This window comes from Streptomyces sp. S465 (genome assembly GCF_026898115.1).
Taxonomy (GTDB): Bacteria; Actinomycetota; Actinomycetes; order Streptomycetales; family Streptomycetaceae; genus Streptomyces; species Streptomyces luomodiensis.
On record NZ_CP114036.1, the window covers coordinates 8,003,132 to 8,025,637 of the forward strand.

At 71.6% G+C, this 22,506-nt stretch carries 1 protein-coding gene and 1 pseudogene (1 of these 2 running past the window's edge); both read left to right on the plus strand.

The annotated features are described in order from the left end of the window. Positions 1-10,320, plus strand: a pseudogene (locus tag N6H00_RS34040) (non-ribosomal peptide synthetase); the annotation flags it as partial. Beyond that, positions 10,317-22,506, plus strand: partial view of a non-ribosomal peptide synthase/polyketide synthase gene (locus N6H00_RS34045; protein ID WP_268975677.1) — the 5' portion only. 8,441 nt of this gene lie beyond the right edge of the window; 12,190 of the gene's 20,631 nt are visible here — the first part of the coding sequence; the start codon lies at positions 10,317-10,319; its stop codon lies beyond the right edge, outside the window. The pseudogene N6H00_RS34040 and the gene N6H00_RS34045, both read left to right, overlap by 4 nt.

Genomic DNA, 22,506 nt, shown 5'->3' on the forward strand with positions numbered 1-22,506 from the left:
ATGCATGGCACGACCGAATCCTGGCGCTCGCTGGGCGAGTTGTTCGACGCCCAGGCGGCTGTCTCTCCGGATGCGGTGGCGGTGGTGGGTGCGGGTGGTGAGGTGTGGTCGTACGGGGAGTTGCGGGAGCGGTCGGATCGGGTGGCGGGGGTGCTGGCCGCGCGGGGTGTGGGGCGCGGTGATCTGGTGGCGGTGGTGTTGGAGCGGTCGGTGGATGTGGTGGCGGTGTGGTTGGGGGTGGTGAAGGCGGGGGCGGGGTTCGTGCCGGTGGATCCGGCGTATCCGGCCGAGCGGATCGGGTGGATGGTCGAGGACGCGGGGCCGGTGCTGGTGGTGTGTGCTGAGGGGACGCGGGGGGTGGTGCCGGCTGGGGTGGAGTGCTGGGTGTGGGATCCGTCCGGGACGGCTGAATCGGCGCCTGTGGTTTCGGTGGGTGCTGATGATGTGGCGTATGTGATTTATACGTCGGGTTCGACGGGGCGTCCCAAGGGTGTGGTGGTGACGCATCGTGGTCTCGGGAATTTGGCGGCGGCGCAGATTGAGCGGTTTGCGGTGGGTGCTGATGCGCGGGTGTTGCAGCTGGCGTCGTTGAGTTTCGATGCGGCGGTTTCCGAGATGTGTATGGCGTTGTTGTCGGGTGCTGCTGTGGTGATGGCGGGTGGGGACAGGTTGCCGCCGAATGGTGCGTTGGGTGAGGCGGTGGCGGAGTTCGGGGTGACGCATGTGACGGTGCCGCCGTCGGTGCTGGCGACGGTGGAGGGCCTGCCGGAGAGCCTGCGTACGTTGGTGGTGGCGGGTGAGGTGTGTTCGCAGGGGCTGGTGGAGCGCTGGGCTTCCGGGCGGCGGATGATCAACGCGTACGGGCCGACCGAGGTCACCGTCTGCGCGACGATGAGTGAGCCCTTGAAGGCGTCCGGGCCGGTGCCGATCGGCCGTCCGATCACCGGCACACGGGTGTTCGTGCTGGATGAGCACCTGCGGCCGGTCCCCGAGGGCGTGCCGGGCGAGCTGTACGTCGCGGGCCCGGGGCTCGCACGCGGCTACCTGCGCCGCCCCGGGCTGACGGCGGAGCGTTTCGTGGCGTGTCCGTTCACGGGGGGACGGATGTACCGCACCGGCGACCTCGCCACCTGGACGGCCGACGGCGAGCTGGTCTTCCGCGGCCGAGCCGACGAGCAGATCAAGGTACGCGGTTTCCGTGTCGAACCCGGCGAGATCGAGACCGTCCTCACCCGCCACGCGAGCGTCCGCCAGGCGGCGGTGACGGCCCGCGAGGACCGCCCCGGAGACAAGCGGCTCGTCGCCTACGTCGTCCTCGACGGCGCGGCCGGCGCCGCCGAGCTGCGCGACCATGTCGCGGCCCACCTGCCGGACTACATGGTGCCCAGCGCGGTCGTCCTGCTGGATGCGCTCCCGGTCACGGTGAACGGCAAGCTCGACCGTGCCGCCCTCCCCGCCCCCGATCACACCGAGGCGGCGGAGGGCCGTGGTCCGCGGACGCCCGCCGAGGAGATCCTCTGCCGCCTCTACTGCGAGGTCCTCGGCCTGGAGCGGGTCAGCGCGGAGGCGTCCTTCTACGAGCTCGGCGGCGACTCCATCCTGACGATGCTGCTGGTGTCGGTCGCCCGGCGCGCCGGGCTGGTGATCGCCCCGTACCAGGTGTTCGAACTCTCGACGCCGGCCCGTCTCGCCCGGATCGCCGAACCGCTGCGCGAGGACCCCGCGAGGTCCCTGGCCGCGCAGGCGCGCAGCGCGGAGCGGCGTGCGGAGCTGCCCGCGTGGACCGAACTGCTCGCCCCCGGTGACCCGTTGCTCACCACCCGCCCCGCCGACCCGGCCCGCGACGCGGACGCTCCGGTGCGGCACGCCTCCGTACGCATCCCGGCCCGCACCACGGCGGCCACTCTGACCGGCCTCCCGGCGGCGTTCCACACCGATGCCGACACCGTCCTGCTGACCGGCCTGACCGCGGCCCTCGCCGCCTGGCGCGACGGCCAGGACCGGACCGGCGGCTTCCTCGTGGACGTGGCGGCGCCGGACCACGGGCATGGCGCCCTGGCGGGCGGCGCCGATCTCTCCCGAACCGTGGGCTCCTTCGCCCACCGCCACCCCGTCCGGCTCGACACCGGGACCCTCGACCTCGCGGCGATCCGCGCCGGCGGCCCCACCGCGGGCCGGGCCGTGAAACGGATCAAGGAACAGCTGCGGGCCGTCCCCGGCGACGGACTGGGCTACGTCCTGCTGCGCCATCTCAACCCCGACACCGCCGCCACCCTCGCCGCCCTGCCCGCCCCGCAGCTCGGCTTCACCGGCCCCGGTGACGGTTCCGGCCTCGGTCCCGTCGTCGGCGACCGGGCGCCCGTCCACCCGCTCGAAGCCTCGGCCCGGGTCGAGGGAGCCGAACTCGTCCTCAGCCTGGCCTGGCCGGAGCCCCTCCTCGACGCACCTGCCGCCCGGCGCCTGCTCGACGGCTGGGCGGCGATGCTGACCGGCCTCGCCGCCCACACCGGCGGTGGCCACACCCCGTCCGACTTCCCGCTGACGACGCTCGACCAGGCCCAGATCGAGGAGCTCGAAGCCGAGGTGCCCGGTGGCCTGGTCGACGTACTGCCCCTGTCACCGCTCCAGGAGGGCCTGCTCTTCCACGCGATGTTCGACGAGCGGGAGCGGGACATCTACGTGGAACAGAAGGTCCTGGAACTCGAAGGGCCGCTGGACGTCAGGGCGTTGCGCGCCACCTGGCAAGCGCTCGTCGAACGGCACGGCAGCCTGCGCACCGGCTTCCGCCGACCGGTCGGCGTGGACGAGCCCGTCCAGGTGATCGCCCGCCAGGTCGACTTGGTCTGGCGCGAGGTGGACCTCTCACACCTCACCCTCCAGGACGCGCGGGACCGGGCCGACCGGCTGGAGAGCGCGGAACGGGCCCGCCGCTTCGACCTCGCGACCCCGCCGCTGGCACGCATCCTGCTGGTCAAGACGGGCCCCGACCGCCACCGCATGGTCGTCACCCTGCACCACATCGTGCTCGACGGCTGGTCGCTGCGCATCCTCATCCGCGAGCTGTGGGCCGTCTACGCGGCGGGCGGCGACGCCCGCGACCTCGCGCCGACCACCCCCTACGGGGACTACCTGGCCTGGCTCCGCCGCCAGGACCGCCAGGCGGCGCGCACCGCCTGGCGGCGGGCGCTCGACGGCGTCACCGAGCCGACGACGGTTGCCGCACTCGACCCGAACGCCGAGCCGGTCCTCACCCGCAAGGCCCTGGCCGAGACCGACGGCCAACTCCCCGGCGCGCTGCGTGAGCTCGCCCGTGGCCACGGCGTCACGCTGAACACCGTGCTCCAGGTGGCCTGGGCCCAGGTCGTCGGCGCGCTCACCGGCCGGCGCGACGTGGTCTTCGGCGCCGCCGTGGCGGGCCGCCCGCCGGAACTCGCGGGGATGGCGGACATGCTGGGACTGTTCATCAACACCATCCCGGTACGGGTCCGGCTGCACCCGGCCGACACGATCGCCGACCTGCTCACCGTGGTACAGGCCCAGCAGTCCGCACTGCTCGGCCACCAGCACCTCGGCCTCAAGGAGATCCAGCGCCTGGCCGGTCCGGGCGCCACCTTCGACACCCTGATGGCCTTCGAGAACTTCCACGCGGGCGAGACCGGACCGCCCGCCCCCCTGCGGCTGACCGCCGGCACGACCCGGATGGCCACCACCTTCCCGCTGACGCTGGGAGTGGATCCGGCGGATGAGCTGAAGTTCTGGCTGGACTACCGCCCGGACGCGTTCGACGAGAACGCGGCCCAGGGCGTGGTACGGCGGCTGGTGCGGGTGCTGGAACAGATGGCGGCCGACCCGGCACGGCGGGTGAGTGAGATCGATGTGCTGGGTGGTGCGGAGCGGGAGCGGGTGGTGGTGGGGTGGAACGCCACGGGTGGTGTGGTGCCGGTGGGTGCGTTGGGGGAGTTGTTCGACGCCCAGGCGGCTCGGACTCCGGGTGCGGTGGCGGTGGTGGGTGCGGGTGGTGAGGTGTGGTCGTACGGGGAGTTGCGGGAGCGGTCGGATCGGGTGGCGGGGGTGCTGGCCGCGCGGGGTGTGGGGCGCGGTGATCTGGTGGCGGTGGTGTTGGAGCGGTCGGTGGATGTGGTGGCGGTGTGGCTGGGGGTGGTGAAGGCGGGGGCGGGGTTCGTGCCGGTGGATCCGGCGTATCCGGCCGAGCGGATCGGGTGGATGCTCGAAGACGCGGCGCCCGCGCTCGTCCTGTGCTCCGAGGAGACGCGGGGGGTGGTTCCGGCTGGGGTGGAGTGCTGGATGTGGGATCCGTCCGGGACCGTTGAGTCGGCGCCGGTGGTTTCGGTGGGTGCTGATGATGTGGCGTATGTGATTTATACGTCGGGTTCGACGGGGCGTCCGAAGGGTGTGGTGGTGACGCATCGTGGTCTCGGGAATTTGGCTGCGGCGCAGATTGAGCGGTTTGCGGTGGGTGCTGATGCGCGGGTGTTGCAGCTGGCGTCGCTGAGTTTCGATGCGGCGGTTTCCGAGATGTGTATGGCGTTGTTGTCGGGTGCTGCTGTGGTGATGGCGGGTGGGGACAGGTTGCCGCCGAATGGTGCGTTGGGTGAGGCGGTGGCGGAGTTCGGGGTGACGCATGTGACGGTGCCGCCGTCGGTGCTGGCGACGGTGGAGGAGTTGCCGGAGAGCCTGCGTACGTTGGTGGTGGCGGGGGAGGTGTGTTCGCAGGGGCTGGTGGAGCGCTGGGCTTCCGGGCGGCGGATGATCAATGCGTACGGGCCGACCGAGGTCACCGTGTGCGCGACGATGAGTGGGCCCCTCGATGTGGGTGGTCCGGTGGTGATCGGGCGTCCGATCTGTAATGCGAAGGCGTTTGTGCTGGATGTGTATCTGCGGCCGGTGCCGGTGGGTGTGGTGGGTGAGTTGTATGTGGCGGGTCCGGGGCTTGCGCGCGGTTACTTACGTCGTCCGGGGTTGACGGCGGAGCGTTTTGTGGCGTGTCCGTTCACGGGTGGGCGGATGTATCGGACCGGTGATCTCGTGCGGTGGACGGCCGAGGGCGAGTTGGTTTTCGTGGGCCGTGCGGATGAGCAGGTGAAGGTTCGTGGGTTTCGGGTGGAGCTGGGGGAGATCGAGGCGGTGCTGGCGGCGCACGGGGGTGTGGGTCAGGTGGCCGTTGTGGTGCGGGAGGACCGTCCTGGTGACAAACGGCTCGTGGCGTACGTCGTCGCTGTGGAAGGGGAAGTGGACCCGGCCGGGCTGCGGGAGTACGTGGCCGAGCGGCTGCCCGACTACATGGTCCCCGCCGCGTTCGTGATGCTGGACGCGCTCCCCGTCACGGTGCACGGCAAGCTGGACCGCGTCGCCCTCCCCGCCCCCGACTTCACCGACGCCACCGGCCGCGGCCCCGCCACACCGGCCGAGGAGATCCTCTGCGGCCTGTACTGCGAGGTCCTCGGGCTCGAACGTGTCGGTGCCGAGGTGTCGTTCTTCGACATCGGCGGCGACTCGATCCTCGCCATGAAGCTCATCGCCCGGATCGGCGCCGTCCTCGACACCGAGCTGAACATCGGTGAGCTGTTCGCCGCCCCGACGGTGGCGGGGGTCGCCCGCCTCGTCGCGGCGGCGGGCGGTACGGACGCCCGGCCCGTGCTGACGCCACGGCCACGGCCGCAGATGCTGCCGCTCTCGTACGCCCAGCGGCGCATGTGGTTCCTCAACCAGCTCGAAGAGACCAACCCGGGTGCCGGCGCGGTCTACAACCTGCCGCTGGCGCTGCGCATATCGGGAGACCTGGACGTCGCCGCGCTGGAAGCCGCCCTCGGCGACGTCGCCGACCGGCACGAGAGCCTGCGCACGGTCTTCCCCGAGACGGATGGCGAACCGCGCCAGCGGGTGCTGGTGGGCGAGGCGGGTCGTCCCCGGCTGGTGGTCATGGAGATCAGCGAGGAACTCCTCGCGGCGGAGCTCGGGGTGCACGCGGACCGCGGCTTCGATATGACCGTCGATCTGCCCTGGCGGATCCGGCTGCTGAAGACGGGCCCGGCGGAGTATGTGCTGCTGATCGTGGCGCATCACATCGCCGTTGACGGCTGGTCGATGGGTGTGCTCGCGCGGGACATCGGTGTGGCGTACGCCGCCCGGCGGGCGGGTGGCGCGCCGGGGTGGCAGCCGTTGCCGGTGCAGTACGCGGACTACGCGCTCTGGCAGCGCGAGGTGCTGGGCGATCCGGAGGACCCGGACAGCGTGATCAGCGGCCAGCTGGACTACTGGCGGCAGGCGCTGGCAGGGGTGCCCCAGGAGCTGGCGCTGCCGACTGACCGGCCCCGGCCGGCGGTGTCCTCCTTCCGGGGTGGCGAAGTGCCGATCCGGATCAGCGCGGAGACCCACGCCCGGCTGCTCGAGGTCGCCCGTCGCGGTCGCGCGACCATGTTCATGGTCGTGCACGCCGCCCTCTCCGTGCTGCTCAGCCGAGTGGGTGCGGGCACCGACATCCCCATGGGTGTGCCGATCGCCGGCCGCGGTGACCCGGCGCTGGACGACCTGGCCGGGTTCTTCGTCAACACCCTGGTCGTCCGCGCCGATCTGAGCGCGAACCCGTCCTTCACCGAGCTGCTGGAGCAGGTACGGACGTCGGACCTGGCCGCGTACGCCCATCAGGACGTGCCGTTCGAGCGGCTCGTCGAGGATCTCAACCCGTCCCGCTCGCTCTCCCACAACCCGCTGTTCCAGGTCCTGCTGGCGATGCAGAGCGTACCGGCGGCGCAATGGGGCCTGCCGGGACTGCGGGTCCGGCGGATACCGGCGGCCGGCCAGGTCCCGGCGCGCTTCGATCTGTCCGTCGACCTGGCCGAGCATCGCGATGGGGCGGGTGCGCCGGCGGGGTTGGGTGGGGCGTTGTTGTATGCGGTGGATTTGTTCGATGAGGGTACGGCGCGGGGGTTGGTGGAGCGGTTGGTGCGGGTGTTGGAGCAGGTGGGGGCTGATCCGGGGGTGCGGGTGAGTGAGGTCGATGTGTTGGGTGTGGGTGAGCGGGTGCGGGTGGTGGAGGAGTGGAATGCGACGGGTGTTGTGGTGGCGGGTGGGTCGGTGGTGGAGCGGTTTGAGGGGTGGGCCTCGGTGGCGGCGGATGTGGTGGCGGTGCGGTGTGGTGAGGAGGTGTTGTCGTATGGGGAGTTGGATCGGCGGGCGAATCGGTTGGCGCGTTTTCTGAAGAGTGTGGGTGTGGGTCGGGAGTCGCGGGTTGCGTTGTGTTTGCCGCGGTCGGTGGGTGTGGTGGTGGCGGAGTTGGCGGTGTGGAAGGCCGGTGGTGCGTTTGTGCCGTTGGATCCGGAGTATCCGGTGGACCGGCTGGGGTTCGTGATCGCGGACAGTGGCGCGCAGGTGGTGTTGGGCACGGCCGAGAGCCTCGCCGATGTCCCGCTTGGCGACGCTCGTGCTGTTCTTCTTGAGGATGTTGGCGGGGTTTCGGATGAGCCGTTGGGGACGGTGATCGTTCCGGAGCAGTTGGCGTATGTGATCTATACGTCGGGTTCGACGGGGCGGCCGAAGGGTGTGGCGGTTGCGCATGGTGGGGTGGCGAATCTGGCTGAGGTGATGCGTCCGGTGTTGGGGATGGACGCGGGTGTGGTGGCGTTGCAGTTCGCCTCGTTCAGTTTTGACGCCGCTGTCCTGGACGTTGCGGTCACCCTCGCTGCCGGTGGCACTTTGGCCGTTGCCACGTCCACGGAGCGTGGTGATCTGGAGGCGTTGGCGGGGATGGTGGGTCGGTGTGGGGTGCGGGTGGCGAGTGTGGTGCCGTCGTTGTTGGGGGTGCTGGATCCGGCTGCTGTGTCCGGGGTGGGGAATTGGGTGTTGGGTGCGGAGCGGTTGAGTGCGGAGCTGGCGGGGCGGTGGTCGGTGGGTGCGCGGGTGTGGAACACCTACGGCCCGACCGAGGCCACCGTCATCACCACCGCCACACCCGCCCCGCTAAACCCGGCGTTGGAGGATGCTCCGCCGATCGGCCGTCCCCTGCCCAACGTGCGTGTCTATGTGCTGGACGCGTTCCTCAATCCGGTGCCGGTGGGTGTCGTGGGCGAGGTCTATATCGCCGGTGCCGGTCTGGCGCGGGGGTATATCGGTCGTGCGGGGTTGTCGGCGGAGCGGTTTGTGGCGTGTCCGTTCGCGGTTCCGGGTGGGCGGATGTATCGCAGTGGTGACCTGGCGAAGTGGACAGCTGATGGTGAGCTGGTCTTCGCGGGGCGGGCTGATGAGCAGGTCAAGGTGCGTGGTTTCCGTGTCGAGCCCGGTGAGATCGAGGCTGTGGTGGCGGCCTGTGAGGGTGTGGGGCAGGTCGCGGTGGTGGTCCGTGAGGACGGTCCGGGGGACAAGCGGCTGGTTGCCTATGTGGTCCCCAGTGGTGAGCTTGACGTGGCGGTGGTGCGGGAGTTCGCCGCCGCCCGGTTGCCGGAGTACATGGTCCCGTCGGTTGTCGTGCTGGAGGCGTTGCCGCTGACGGTCAACGGCAAGCTGGACCGTTCCGCGCTCCCCGCCCCCGACACGGCCGGAACGACCGGGGGCCGCGCGCCCGCCACCCGCACCGAGGAGATTCTCTGCGGGTTGTTCGCGGAGGTGCTGGGGCTGGATGAGGTGAGTGCGGATGCGTCGTTCTTCGAGTTGGGTGGTGACTCGATCATGTCGATGCTGCTGGTGTCGAGGGCGCGTAAGGCGGGTCTGGTGGTGTCGGCGCGGCAGGTGTTCGAGCGTCGGAGTCCGGCGGAGCTGGCTGTGGTGGCGGGTGATGTGGCGGTTGCCGGCGCCGTGGTGGGGGGCGGTGATCCGGGTTCGGGTGAGGTGCCGTTGACGCCGGTGATGCTGGAGTTGTTGGGGCGGGCCGGGGCGGAGCGTGTGGGTGGGGTGTATCAGTCGACGGTGGTGGTGGCGCCGGCGGGGATGCGGCTGGAGACGTTGGCCGAGGCCGTTCAGGCGGTGGTCGATCACCATGACATGCTGCGGGCGCGGCTGGACGTCGAGTCCGGGCCTCGTCTCGTCGTTGCCCCGAGCGTGTCCGTGGCCTCTTGGGTGCATCGGGTCGACGCGGCCGGGGCCGGGGCCGGAGGTGACCTTGACCGTCTCATCGCCGAGGAGTCGCGGGCCGCCGCGGACCGGCTGGACCCGCTGGCGGGGGTGATGGTGCAGGTGGTCTGGTTCGACACGGGACCGGACACCCCCGGACGGCTCCTGCTCACCGTCCATCACCTGGCGGTGGACACGCTCTCCCTCCGCATCCTCGTCCCGGACCTCGCACAGGCATACGCAGACCTGGTCGCGGGCCGCGAGGTGGTGCTGGAGCCGGTGCCCACCTCCTTCCGGCACTGGGCCCGTGCCCTGAAGACCGAAGCCACCAGCCGCCCGAGGCTCGCCGAACTCCCCGCCTGGACCCGACTGCTGCGTGGCGCGGAGGCACCGCTCGGCGGCCGGTCCCTGGACCCGGCTCGCGATGTGGGCGCCACGTTGCGGCGGGTTTCCGTGACGGCCTCCGCGGAGCTCACCGGCACCTTGCTGACGGCGGTCCCGGCCGCCTTCCACGCCGGGATCGACGATGTGCTGCTCACCGCCCTGGCCTCCGCGGTCGCGGAGTGGCGGCGGCATCGCGGGCAGGACACGGAGGGCGGGGTTCTGGTGGATGTGGAAGGCCACGGCCGGACGGCCGGCGGTCTCGATCTGGTCCGTACGGTGGGCTGGTTCACCAGCAGCCACCCGGTGCGGATCGACCCCGAGACGCTGGACTTCGCCGGGCTGCGCGGCGGCGGGCCGGTGGCGGGACGGGTCGTCAAGCGGATCAAGGAACAGCTCCGTGCGGTCCCGGGTGACGGCCTCGGCCACGGTCTGCTCCGGTATCTCAATCCCGAGACCGCACCCACGCTCGCCGCGCTGCCGACGGCCCAGATCGGCTTCAACTACCTGGGCCGCTTCGCCGACGGGACACCGGATCGGACGGCGGCCTGGTCCGCCGCCCCGGAAGGCGGTCTCGGCGGCGGAGCGGGCGACGAGGTCCCGTCGGCCCACGCCCTGGAGGCCGTCGGTCTGGTCCGCGACCTGCCGGACGGCCCGCTGCTCACGCTCACGCTCGCCTGGCCCCGAGACCTCCAGCACACCGAGGACATGCGGCAACTCGCCGACGGCTGGCTGGCGATGCTCACCGGCCTCGCCACTCACACCACCGGCTCCGGCGGTGGCCACACGCCGTCGGACTTCTCACTCATCACGCTCGACCAGAACCAGATCGACGCGCTCGAAGCGGAACTCGCGGACAAGGGGGGAGCACGATGACTCAGATGCGCGTCCAGGACGTCTGGCCGCTGTCGCCGTTGCAGGAGGGCCTGCTGTTCCACGCGGTGTACGACGAGCGGGGCACCGATGTCTACGTCGAGCAACTGGTGCTGGACCTGGCCGGAAACGTCGCCCCCGCCACGATGCGGACCTCCTGGCAGGCGCTGCTCGACCGGCACGACAGTCTGCGCGCCGGTTTCCGGCAGCTGGCCGGGATGGCACAGCCGGTGCAGGTCATCGCCCGGGGCGTGGCCCTGCCGTGGCGGGAGGAGGATCTGTCCGGGCTGGACGCGGAGGTGGCCTGGGCGGAGTCGGAGCGGCTGGGGGTCGAGGAGCGGGAGCGGCGTTTCGATCTGGCGGTGCCGCCGCTGCTGAAGGTGTTGCTGGTGAAGGTCGGGTCGGAGCGGTACCGGATGATGGTCACGTTGCACCACATCCTGCTGGACGGCTGGTCGTTGCCGGTGCTGATGCGGGAGCTGTGGACGTGTTACGAGGCCGGTGGCAGCGCCCGTGGCCTGCCACCCGTCACCCCGTACCGCGACTACCTCGCCTGGCTCGCCCGCCAGGACAACGAAGCCGCACGTGACGCCTGGCGGCAGGAGCTGGCGGGTGCCGATGAGCCGACACTGGTGGCCCCGGGTGAGCGGTCCGCCGCCCCTGTCGCCTCTGGCAAGGCGGCCACCGACGCCGGCGCCGCGCTCGCCACCCGGCTGCGGGACCTCGCCCGCCGCAGCGGCCTGACTCTGAACACCGTGATCCAGGCCGCCTGGGCCGTCGTACTCGGCCGCCTGACCGGCCGCCGCGACGTGGTGTTCGGCGCGACGGTGGCGGGACGGCCCGCGGATCTGCCCGGTATGGAGAGCATGCTGGGGCTGTTCATCAACACGGTGCCCGTACGCGTGCGCCTGGACCCGGCACGGTCGGTCGCCGAGACGCTGACGGAGCTACAGGACCGGCAGTCGGCACTGCTGGACCACCAGCACCTGAGCCTGACCGAGATCCAGCGGCTGGCCGGACCCGGCGCCACGTTCGACACCATCATGGCGTTCGAGAACCACCCCATCGGGGCGCAGGAGTCCACCGCGGCCACCGGAGTGCGGATCACCGGCACCGCGATGCGCGAGTCCACCAACTTCCCGCTGTCGCTCGGCGTACACCCGACGGAGGAGCTGCGGCTGCGGCTGGACTACCGGCCGGACCTGTTCGACACCGAAGCGGCCCAGGCGCTCCTCGATCGCGTGGTGCGGGTCCTGGAGCAGATGGCGGCAGATCCGGAAGCGCTGGTCGGTCGGCTGGATGTGTTGGGTGTGGGTGAGCGGGTGCGGGTGGTGGAGGAGTGGAATGCCACCGCGACCGTGGTGCCGGACGGCTCGGTGGTGGAGCGGTTCGAGGGGTGGGCCAGGGTGGCGGCGGATGTGGTGGCGGTGCGGTGTGGTGAGGAGGTGTTGTCGTATGGGGAGTTGGATCGGCGGGCGAATCGGTTGGCTCGTTTCCTGAGCGGGGTTGGTGTGGGTCGGGAGTCGCGGGTTGCGTTGTGTTTGCCGCGGTCGGTGGGTGTGGTGGTGGCGGAGTTGGCGGTGTGGAAGGCCGGTGGTGCGTTTGTGCCGTTGGATCCGGAGTATCCGGTGGACCGGCTGGGGTTCGTGATCGCGGACAGTGGCGCGCAGGTGGTGTTGGGTACGGCCGAGAGCCTCGCCGATGTCCCGCTTGGCGACGCTCGTGCTGTTCTTCTTGAGGATGTTGGCGGGGTTTCGGATGAGCCGTTGGGGACGGTGATCGTTCCGGAGCAGTTGGCGTATGTGATCTATACGTCGGGTTCGACGGGGCGGCCGAAGGGTGTGGCGGTTGCGCATGGTGGGGTGGCGAATCTGGCTGAGGTGATGCGTCCGGTGTTGGGGATGGACGCGGGTGTGGTGGCGTTGCAGTTCGCCTCGTTCAGTTTCGACGCCGCTGTCCTGGACGTTGCGGTCACCCTCGCTGCCGGTGGCACTTTGGCCGTTGCCACGTCCACGGAGCGTGGTGATCTGGAGGCGTTGGCGGAGATGGTGGGTCGGTGTGGGGTGCGGGTGGCGAGTGTGGTGCCGTCGCTGCTGGGGGTGTTGGACCCGGCTGCTGTGTCCGGGGTGGGGAATTGGGTGTTGGGTGCGGAGCGGTTGAGTGCGGAGCTGGCGGGGCGGTGGTCGGTGGGTGCGCGGGTGTGGAACACCTACGGTCCGACCGAGGCCACTGTCATCACGACCGCTACCGCCGGCCCGCTGGACCCGGCGTTGGAGGATGCTCCGCCGATCGGCCGCCCGCTTCCCAACGTGCGTGTCTATGTGCTGGACGCGTTCCTCAATCCGGTGCCGGTGGGTGTCGTAGGCGAGGTCTATATCGCCGGTGCCGGTCTGGCGCGGGGGTATATCGGTCGTGCGGGGTTGTCGGCGGAGCGGTTTGTGGCGTGTCCGTTCGCGGTTCCGGGTGGGCGGATGTATCGCAGTGGTGACCTGGCGAAGTGGACGGCTGATGGTGAGCTGGTCTTCGCGGGGCGGGCTGATGAGCAGGTGAAGATCCGTGGTTTCCGCGTCGAGCCCGGTGAGATCGAGGCCGTTCTCAGTGGTCACCCGGCCGTGGCCCAGGCTGCCGTGGTCGTCCGTGAGGACCGTCCGGGGGAGCGTCGTCTCGTCGCCTATGTGGTCCCCAGTGGTGAGCTTGACGTGGCGGCTCTGCGTGGTCTGGCCGCCGACCGGCTGCCGGAGTACATGGTCCCGGCGATCGTGCCCCTCGACGCCCTGCCACTCACTGTCAACGGCAAGCTGGACCGTTCCGCACTCCCCGCCCCCGATACCACCGGAACGGCCGACGGCCGCGCCCCCGCCACGCCCACCGAGGAGATCCTCTGCGGGCTCTTCGCCGAAGTCCTGGGCCTGAACCAGGTCGGGGCCGACGCCTCCTTCTTCGAGCTCGGCGGCGACTCCCTGCTGGCCATGCGGCTCATCGCCCGTATCCGCCGCGTCCTCGACACCGAACTGCGCATCGCCGACCTGTTCGCCACCCCGACCGTCGCCGACACCGCCCGTCGGATCGACACCGAGCACGGCGACGCGCGGCCGGCGCTGAAGCCGCAGCCGCGCCCCGAGCTGCCGCCGCTGTCGTACGGCCAGCAGCGGATGTGGTTCCTCAACCGACTGGCAACGACCGTCGAGGATACCGGGGACGCCGAGGACACCAAGGCCACCGGGGCCACCGAGGGCACTCGGGGCATGGAGCGCGCCGAGGGTGTCTACAACATGCCGCTCGCGCTGCGGCTCTCCGGCGGTCTCGACACCGGCGCGCTGGAAGCCGCCCTCGCCGACGTGGCCGACCGCCACGAGAGCCTGCGCACGGTCTTCCCCGAGACCGACGGCGTACCGCGGCAGCGGGTGCTGGACGGCCCCGAGGCGCATCCGCCGCTGGTCGTGGTGGAGATCCCCGCCGACCGGGTCGACGCGGAGCTGAGCGAGCACGCCGGGCGCGGCTTCGATCTGGGCGCCCAACTCCCTTGGCGAGTAAGGCTATTGGTCACCGGACCCACGGAGTACGTGCTGCTGATCGTGGCACACCACATCGCGGTCGACGGCTGGTCGATGGGTGTCCTCGCACGGGACCTGAGCACGGCCTACGCGGCCCGGCGGCAGGGCCGGGCGCCGGCGTGGGACCCGCTGCCCGTGCAGTACGCCGACTTCGCCCTCTGGCAGCGGCAGCTGCTGGGCGAGCGGGGCGACGCGGACAGCCTGCTGAGCGACCAGCTCGCCTACTGGCACGACGCCCTGGCCGGTGCGCCGCAGGAGCTGGCGCTGCCGACGGACCGGCCGCGCCCGGCGGTGTCGTCGTACGCGGGCGGCCTGGTCCCCGTCCGGATCGACGCCCGTACCCACGCTCGCCTCGCCGAGGTCGCCGAGCGCCACGGGGCCACGGTCTTCATGGTCGTGCACGCCGCGCTGGCGGCGCTCCTCGCCCGCATGGGCGCCGGCACCGACATCCCCATCGGCACGGCCACCGCCGGCCGTGGCGACGCGGCGCTGGACGGGCTGACCGGCTTCTTCGTCAACACGCTCGTACTGCGCACCGACCTGAGCGGTGACCCCGCCTTCACAGAACTCCTGGCCCGGGTACGCGGGACCGACCTGGCCGCGTACGCCCACCAGGACGTGCCCTTCGAGCACCTCGTCGAGGACCTCGCACCGTCGCGCTCGCTGTCCCGCAACCCGCTGTTCCAGGTCATGCTGTCGCTGCGGAACGTCCCGCCCGCGCGGTGGGACCTGCCCGGCCTCCAGGTCCGGCTGACCCCGCCCGGCTCTCTCGCCGCCCGCTTCGACCTGTCGTTCGACCTGTCCGAACACCGTGACGACGACGGCAGCCCGGCCGGTATCGGCGGCGACATCCTCTACGCCACCGAACTGTTCGACGAGGACACCGTCCAGGACCTGGCCCGGCGGCTGGCGCGGGTGCTGGAACACATCGCCGCCGACCCCGCCGTGCCCCTCAGCCGGCTGCGCGTCCTGGACCCGGCCGAGCGGCGCACCGTCGTCCAGGACTGGAACCGCACGGCCCGGGAGGTGCCGGAGGGCACGCTGGCCGAGCTGTTCGAGGCACAGGTGCGCCGGACCCCCGACGCGGTGGCCGTCGTCGGGGCCGGGCGCGGCCTGACCTACGCACAGCTGGAGGCGGAGAGCAACCGGCTGGCGCATGAGCTGATCGCCCGTGGCATCGGTCCGGAGGACCTGGTCGGCGTGGCCATGGAGCGGTCCGTCGAGCTGATGGCCGTGCTGCTGGCCGTGGTCAAGGCAGGTGCGGGCTATCTGCCCGTCGACCCCCGCTACCCGGCGCCCCGGATCGCGTTCATGCTGGCCGACGCCCGGCCCCAGCTGATGCTGTGCACCGGCCGGACCGAGTCCGCGCTGGTCGCCGCCGAGGCCGCGTTGGGTGCCGAGGCCACGTTGGGCGCTGCCGAGGCCGTGCTGGGCGCCACCGAGGCCGTGCGGGGCGCCGACCCGCTGCCCCGGCTGGTCCTCGACGCACCGGAGGTGGCCGCCGCACTGGCGGACCGCCCGGCCACCGCCCCCGGCGACGCGGACCGCGTCCGCCCGCAGCGGCTGCGCCACCCCGCGTACGTCATCTACACCTCCGGCTCCACCGGCACCCCGAAGGGTGTCGTGGTCACCCACGGCGGCGTGGGCAGCCTGGCGGCCGGCCATATCGCCCGGTTCGGATCCGCACCTGGCGCGCGTGTCCTCCAGTTCGCCTCGCCGAGCTTCGACGCCGCGTTCGCCGAGTTCTGCACCGCCCTGCCCGCCGGGGCCACCCTCGTCATGGCGGACCGGGACATGCTGCCGCCATACGGGTCGCTGGCCGCCGTGGCCGCCGAGTTCGGTGTGACACATCTGACCGCGCCGCCGTCCGTGCTCGCCGCCGCCGAAGAACTGCCCGCCACCGTGACCACCGTGGCGGTGGCGGGCGAGGTGTGCCCGCCCGCGCTGGTCGCCCGGCTGGCGCCGGGCCGGCGGATGCTGAACGCCTACGGACCCACCGAGGCCACCGTCTGCGTCACCCTGAGCGACCCGCTCACCCCGGCCGACGCCGATGCCCCGGTGCCGATCGGCCGGCCACTCGAGAACGGGCAGACCTACGTCCTGGACGAGTTCCTGCAACCCGTCCCCGCCGGTGTCACCGGAGAGCTCTATCTCGCCGGCCCCGGCCTGGCCCGTGGCTACCTCGGCCGCCCGGCGCTGACCGCCGAGCGCTTCGTGGCCTGCCCGTTCGCCGCCGCCGACGAACCCGGCACCCCCGGCGGACGGATGTACCGCACCGGTGACCTGGCCTACTGGACCCCGGACGGCCGGCTCGTCGTCGTCGGCCGGGCCGACACCCAGATCAAGATCCGTGGCTTCCGGGTGGAACCCGGCGAGATCGAGGCCGTCCTGGACACCCACCCGGCCGTCGGCCGATCCGCCGTCGTGGTCCGCGAGGACCGCCCCGGGGACCGGCGGCTCGTCGCCTACGTCGTCCCCGAGGACACCGAGGGACCGGCCGGGGCGGCCGGGGCGGTCGGGTCCGCCGGGGCGGCCGCGGCGGCCGGACTGCGGGAGTACGTGGCCGAGCGACTGCCGGACCACCTGGTCCCCGCGGCGGTGATGGCACTCGACACCCTCCCCCTCACCGTGAACGGCAAGCTCGACCGCGACGCCCTGCCCGCCCCCGACTACGCGGGCCTGACCGGCCGGCACGCGCCCGCGACCCCCATCGAGGAGGCGCTGTGCGGACTGTTCGCCGAGATCCTCGGCCTCGACCGGATCGGCGTCGACGCGTCGTTCTTCGCGCTGGGCGGTGATTCGCTCCAGGCCATGCGGCTGATCGCCCGGGTCCGCGCCGTCCTGGACGCCGAGCTGAGCATCCGGCAGCTGTTCGCCGAACCCACCGTCGCCGGGGTCGCCCGCCGGCTCACCGGCGGGGGCGACGTACGGCCGCCGCTCACCCCGCAGCCCCGGCCGGAGGCCGTACCGCTGTCGTTCGGGCAGCGGCGGATGTGGTTCGTCAACCAGATGGAGGAGGCAGGACAGGGCGGCGAGGCCGCGTACAACCTCCCGCTGCGCTATCGCATCTCCGGCGACCTCGACGTGCCCGCGCTGGAAGCCGCCCTGGGCGACCTCGCGGACCGGCACGAGAGCCTGCGCACCCGCTACCCCGAGACGGACGGCGTACCGCGCCAGCACGTCCTCGACCGCCAGGCCGGCCGCCCGCCACTGGTCGTCCTCGACACCCCCGCCGACCGGGTCGAACAGGTGCTCGCCGCACAGACCGAGGAACGCTTCGACCTCAGCGCCGACCTCCCGTGGCGCATCCGGCTGCTGAAGACCGGACCCGAGGAATACGTGCTGCTGATCGTGGCGCACCACATCGCGGTCGACGGCTGGACGATGGACCTGCTCCTCCAAGACCTGCGGCTGGCCTACGCGGCCCGGCGAGCAGGCCGCGCCCCCGGCTGGCAGCCGCTGCCGGTGCAGTACGCCGACTACACGCTCTGGCAGCGCCGGCTGCTCGGTGACCTGACCGCCCCCGACAGCCTGATCAGCGCCCAGCTGGACTACTGGCGGCAGACCCTGGCCGACGCGCCCCAGGAACTCGCGCTGCCCGCCGACCGGCCCCGTCCCGCCATCTCCTCGTACCGTGGCGGGGCGGCCGGGGTGCGGATCGACGTGCCCACCCATGCCCGGCTGGCGGAGGTCGCGCGACGCGGTGACGCCACCATGTTCATGGTCGTGCACGCGGCGCTGACGCTGCTGCTGTCCCGGCTGGGCGCGGGCACCGACATCCCCATCGGCACGGCGACGGCGGGCCGTGGGGACGCGGCATTGGACGGGCTGGCCGGTTTCTTCGTCAACACGCTCGTGCTGCGCACCGACCTGAGCGGCGACCCCACCTTCGAGCAGCTGCTGGCCCGGGTGCGGGACACCGACCTGGCCGCCTACGCCCACCAGGACCTGCCCTTCGAGCACCTCGTCGAAGACCTCAACCCCGTGCGCTCGCTGGCCCGGCACCCGCTGTTCCAGGTCATGCTCTCCGTGCAGACGATGCCGCCCCAGCGGTGGGAGCTGCCGGGCGTCGAGGTGCGGCCGATGACACCGGGGGCAGCGGCGGCCCGGGTCGACATGTCGCTGACCCTGGCCGAGCACCGGGACGGCGAGGGCAACCCGGCCGGGATCGACGGCCATCTGCTGTACGCCACGGACTTGTTCGAGGAGGCCACGGCGTGCGCCGTGGCGGAGCGGCTGGTGCGGGTGCTGGAACAGATCGCCTCGCATCCGGCGGCTCGGGTGAGCGAGGTCGAGGTGCTGGGTGGTGCGGAGCGGGAGCGGGTGGTGGCGGGGTGGAACGAGACCTCTGCCGAGGTGCCGGTGGCTTCCTTGGGGGAGTTGTTCGACGCCCAGGCGGCTCGGACTCCGGGTGCGGTGGCGGTGGTGGATGCCGGTGGTGAGGTGTGGTCGTACGGGGAGTTGCGGGAGCGGTCGGATCGGGTGGCGGGGGCGCTGGCCGCGCGGGGTGTGGGGCGCGGTGATCTGGTGGCGGTGGTGTTGGAGCGGTCGGTGGATGTGGTGGCGGTGTGGCTGGGGGTGGTGAAGGCCGGGGCGGGGTTCGTGCCGGTGGATCCGGCGTATCCGGCCGAGCGGATCGGGTGGATGCTCGAAGACGCGGCGCCCGCGCTCGTCCTGTGCTCCGAGGAGACGCGGGCGCTGGTCCCGGCTGGGGTGGAGTGCTGGGTGTGGGATCCGTCCGGGACGGCTGAATCGGCGCCTGTGGTTTCGGTGGGCCCTGATGATGTGGCGTATGTGATTTATACGTCGGGTTCGACGGGGCGCCCGAAGGGTGTGGTGGTGACGCATCGTGGTCTCGGGAATCTGGCGGCGGCGCAGATTGAGCGGTTTGCGGTGGGTGCTGATGCGCGGGTGTTGCAGCTGGCGTCGCTGAGTTTCGACGCGGCGGTTTCCGAGATGTGTATGGCGTTGTTGTCGGGTGCTGCTGTGGTGATGGCGGGTGGGGACAGGTTGCCGCCGAATGGTGCGTTGGGTGAGGCGGTGGCGGAGTTCGGGGTGACGCATGTGACGGTGCCGCCGTCGGTGCTGGCGACGGTGGAGGGCCTGCCGGAGAGCCTGCGTACGTTGGTGGTGGCGGGTGAGGTGTGTCCGCAGGGGCTGGTGGAGCGCTGGGCTTCCGGGCGGCGGATGATCAATGCGTACGGGCCGACCGAGGTCACCGTCTGCGCGACGATGAGTGAGCCCCTCGATGTGGGTTGCCCGGTGGTGATCGGGCGCCCGATCTGTAATGCGAAGGCGTTTGTGCTGGATGGGCATCTGCGGCCGGTGCCGGTGGGTGTGGTGGGTGAGTTGTATGTGGCGGGTCCGGGGCTTGCGCGCGGCTATCTGCGCCGCCCCGGGCTGACGGCGGAGCGTTTTGTGGCGTGTCCGTTCACGGGTGGGCGGATGTATCGGACCGGTGATCTCGTGCGGTGGACGGCCGGCGGTGAGTTGGTTTTCGTGGGCCGTGCGGATGAGCAGGTGAAGGTTCGTGGGTTTCGGGTGGAGCCGGGGGAGATCGAGGCGGTGCTGGCGGCGCACGGGGGTGTGGGTCAGGTGGCCGTCGTGGTGCGGGAGGACCGTCCTGGTGACAAACGGCTCGTGGCGTACGTCGTCGCTGTGGAAGGGGAAGTGGACCCGGCCGGGCTGCGGGAGTACATGGCCGAGCGGCTGCCCGACTACATGGTCCCCGCCGCGTTCGTGATGCTGGACGCGCTCCCCGTCACGGTGCACGGCAAGCTGGACCGCGTCGCCCTCCCCGCCCCCGACTTCGCCGACGTCGCGGAGGGGCGTGCTCCCGCCACCCCCACCGAGGAGATCCTCAGCAGCCTCTACCGCGAGGTCCTCGGGCTGGAGTGGGTCAGCGCCGACGCCTCCTTCTTCGAGCTCGGCGGCGACTCCCTGCTGGCCATGCGGCTCATCGCCCGCATCCGTGCCGTCCTCGACACCGACGTCAGCATCGGAGACCTGTTCGCCGCCCCGACCGTCGCCGGCGTCGCCCGGCTGGTGGGCGAACTCGGCGGCGAGACGCGGGCGCCGCTGACGGCGCGGCCCCGGCCGGATGTGCTGCCGCTGTCGTACGAGCAGCAGCGGATGTGGTTCCTCAACCGGCTCGAGAACACCGGCGAGGGTGCCGCGTACAACCTTCCCCTGGCTCTCAGGCTCTCCGGCCCCCTCGACGTCGCCGCGCTGGAAGCCGCCCTCGGCGACGTGGCCGACCGGCACGAGAGCCTGCGCACGATCTTCCCGGAGACCGCGGGCGTTCCCCGCCAGCAGGTCGTGCACGGCGCGGCGGGTCGGCCCGCGCTGACGGTGGTGCACACGACCGCCGCCGAGGTGCCCGCGCAGCTCGCGGCGTACGCGAACCATCCGTTCGATGTGCGCACCGAACTGCCCTGGCGCATAAGGCTTTTGGTGACCGGTTTCGCCGAGTACGTACTCTTGGGCGCCGTCCACCACATCGCCGCCGACGGCTGGTCGATGGGCGTCCTCGCGGGCGACATCGGCGCCGCCTACGCGGCCCGGTGCGCGGGTCGGCCGCCCGGGTGGGAGCCGCTGCCGGTGCAGTACGGGGACTACGCGCTGTGGCAGCGTGAGGTGCTCGGTGACCTCGGTGATCCGGGGAGTGTGATCAGCGGGCAGCTGGCCTACTGGCGGGAGAAGCTCGCCGGTGCCCCGCAGGAGCTGGATCTGCCGACCGACCGGCCCCGACCGGCGGTGTCCTCGTTCATCGGTGGCGAGATGCCGTTCGAGGTGGGTGCGGAGACGCACGCCCGGCTGGTGGAGCTCGCCCAGCGCGGCCGGGCGACGATGTTCATGGTGGCGCACGCCGCGCTGGCGGTTCTGCTGGCACGGATGGGCGCGGGTACGGATATCCCCATCGGTACGGCGACGGCGGGCCGTGGGGACGCGGCGCTGGACGGGCTGGCCGGTTTCTTCGTGAACACCCTCGTACTGCGCACCGACCTGAGCGGCGACCCGACGTTCGGCGAGCTGCTGGCCCGGGTGCGGGAGACGGATCTGGCCGCCTACGCGCATCAGGACGTGCCGTTCGAGCGGCTGGTCGAGGACCTCAACCCGACCCGGTCGCTGGGCCGGCACCCGTTGTTCCAGGTGTCGCTCACCCTGCAGAACCTGCCGCAGAGCCGTCGGCAGTGGGAGCTGGCCGGGCTGGAGGTGAGCGGTCTGCCCGCCGCCTCACCGGCGGCCCGGTTCGATCTGTCGGCGACGGTGGCCGAGCGGCGTGACGCGGACGGGGCGCCGACCGGACTGGTGGGCTCGTTGCTGTATGCGGCTGATGTGTTCGATGAGGGTTCGGTGGGGTTGTTGGCGGGGCGGTTGGTGCGGGTCTTGGAGCAGGTGGGGGCTGATCCGGGGGTTCGGGTGAGCGAGGTCGATGTGCTGGGTGGTGTGGAACGGGAGCGGGTGGTGGCGGAGTGGAACGCCACCGAGCGGGCCGTTCCCGTCCGGTCCTTGGTGGAGTTGTTCGGTGTGCGGGTGGCTGAGTCGCCGGGTGCGGTGGCGGTGGTGGATGTGGACGGTCGGGAGTGGTCGTTTGCGGAGCTGGGGGAGTGGTCGGACCGGGTGGCGGCCGGGTTGGCCGAGCGGGGTGTGGGGCGCGGGGATGGGGTGGGTGTGGTGTTGGAGCGGTCGGTGGAGTTGGTGGCGGTGTGGTTGGGGGTGTTGAAGGCGGGTGCGGGGTTCGTGCCGGTGGATACGGGGTGGCCGACAGCCCGGCGCGGATTGGTGTTGGGGCAGGTGGGGCTGGTGGTGGCGGATCGGGGTTCGGGGGTGCCGGGTGCGGTGTCGGTGGATGAGCTGTGTGAGGGGCGGGGTGTGGTGCCGGATGTGGTGGTCTCGGCGGAGGATGTGGCGTATGTGATGTTCACGTCCGGTTCGACGGGTGTGCCGAAGGGTGTGGCGGTGGGCCATGGTGCGCTGGCCGCGCTGGTGACGGATGGGTGTTGGAGTGCGGCGGCGCGTGGTCGTGTGGTGTGGCATGCGCCGCATGCGTTCGACGCGGTGCTGTTGGAGGTGTGGGTGCCGTTGGTCAGTGGTGGCCGGGTGGTGGTGGCGCCTCCGGGCCGGTTGGACGCGGGCACGTTGGCGGGTCTGGTGGCGGCGTATGGGGTGACGGCTGTTCATGTGACGGCTGGTTTGTTCGGGGTGCTGGCGGAGGAGTCGCCGGAGTGCCTGTCGGGTCTGGCCGAGGTGCTGACGGGCGGCGATGTGGTGCCCGCGGGGGCGGTCGCCCGGGTCAAGGCGGCGTGTCCCGGGATCGAGATCCGGCATCTGTACGGACCCACCGAGACGACCCTGTGCGCCACCACTCATGTCGTTCCCGGCAAGAGCGAGGCTCCGGTGGTGTTGCCGATCGGCAGGCCGCGTGACAACACCAAGGCGTTCGTCCTCGACGAATACCTCGAGCCCGTCCCCGTAGGAGTGAGGGGCGAGCTGTACCTCACCGGCGCCGGACTCGCACACGGATACACGGGGCACCCCGGCCTCACGGCCGAGCGCTTCGTCGCCGCGCCCTTCGCCGAGCCGGGGGCACGGATGTACCGCACCGGTGACCTCGCACGCTGGACCGCGGAGG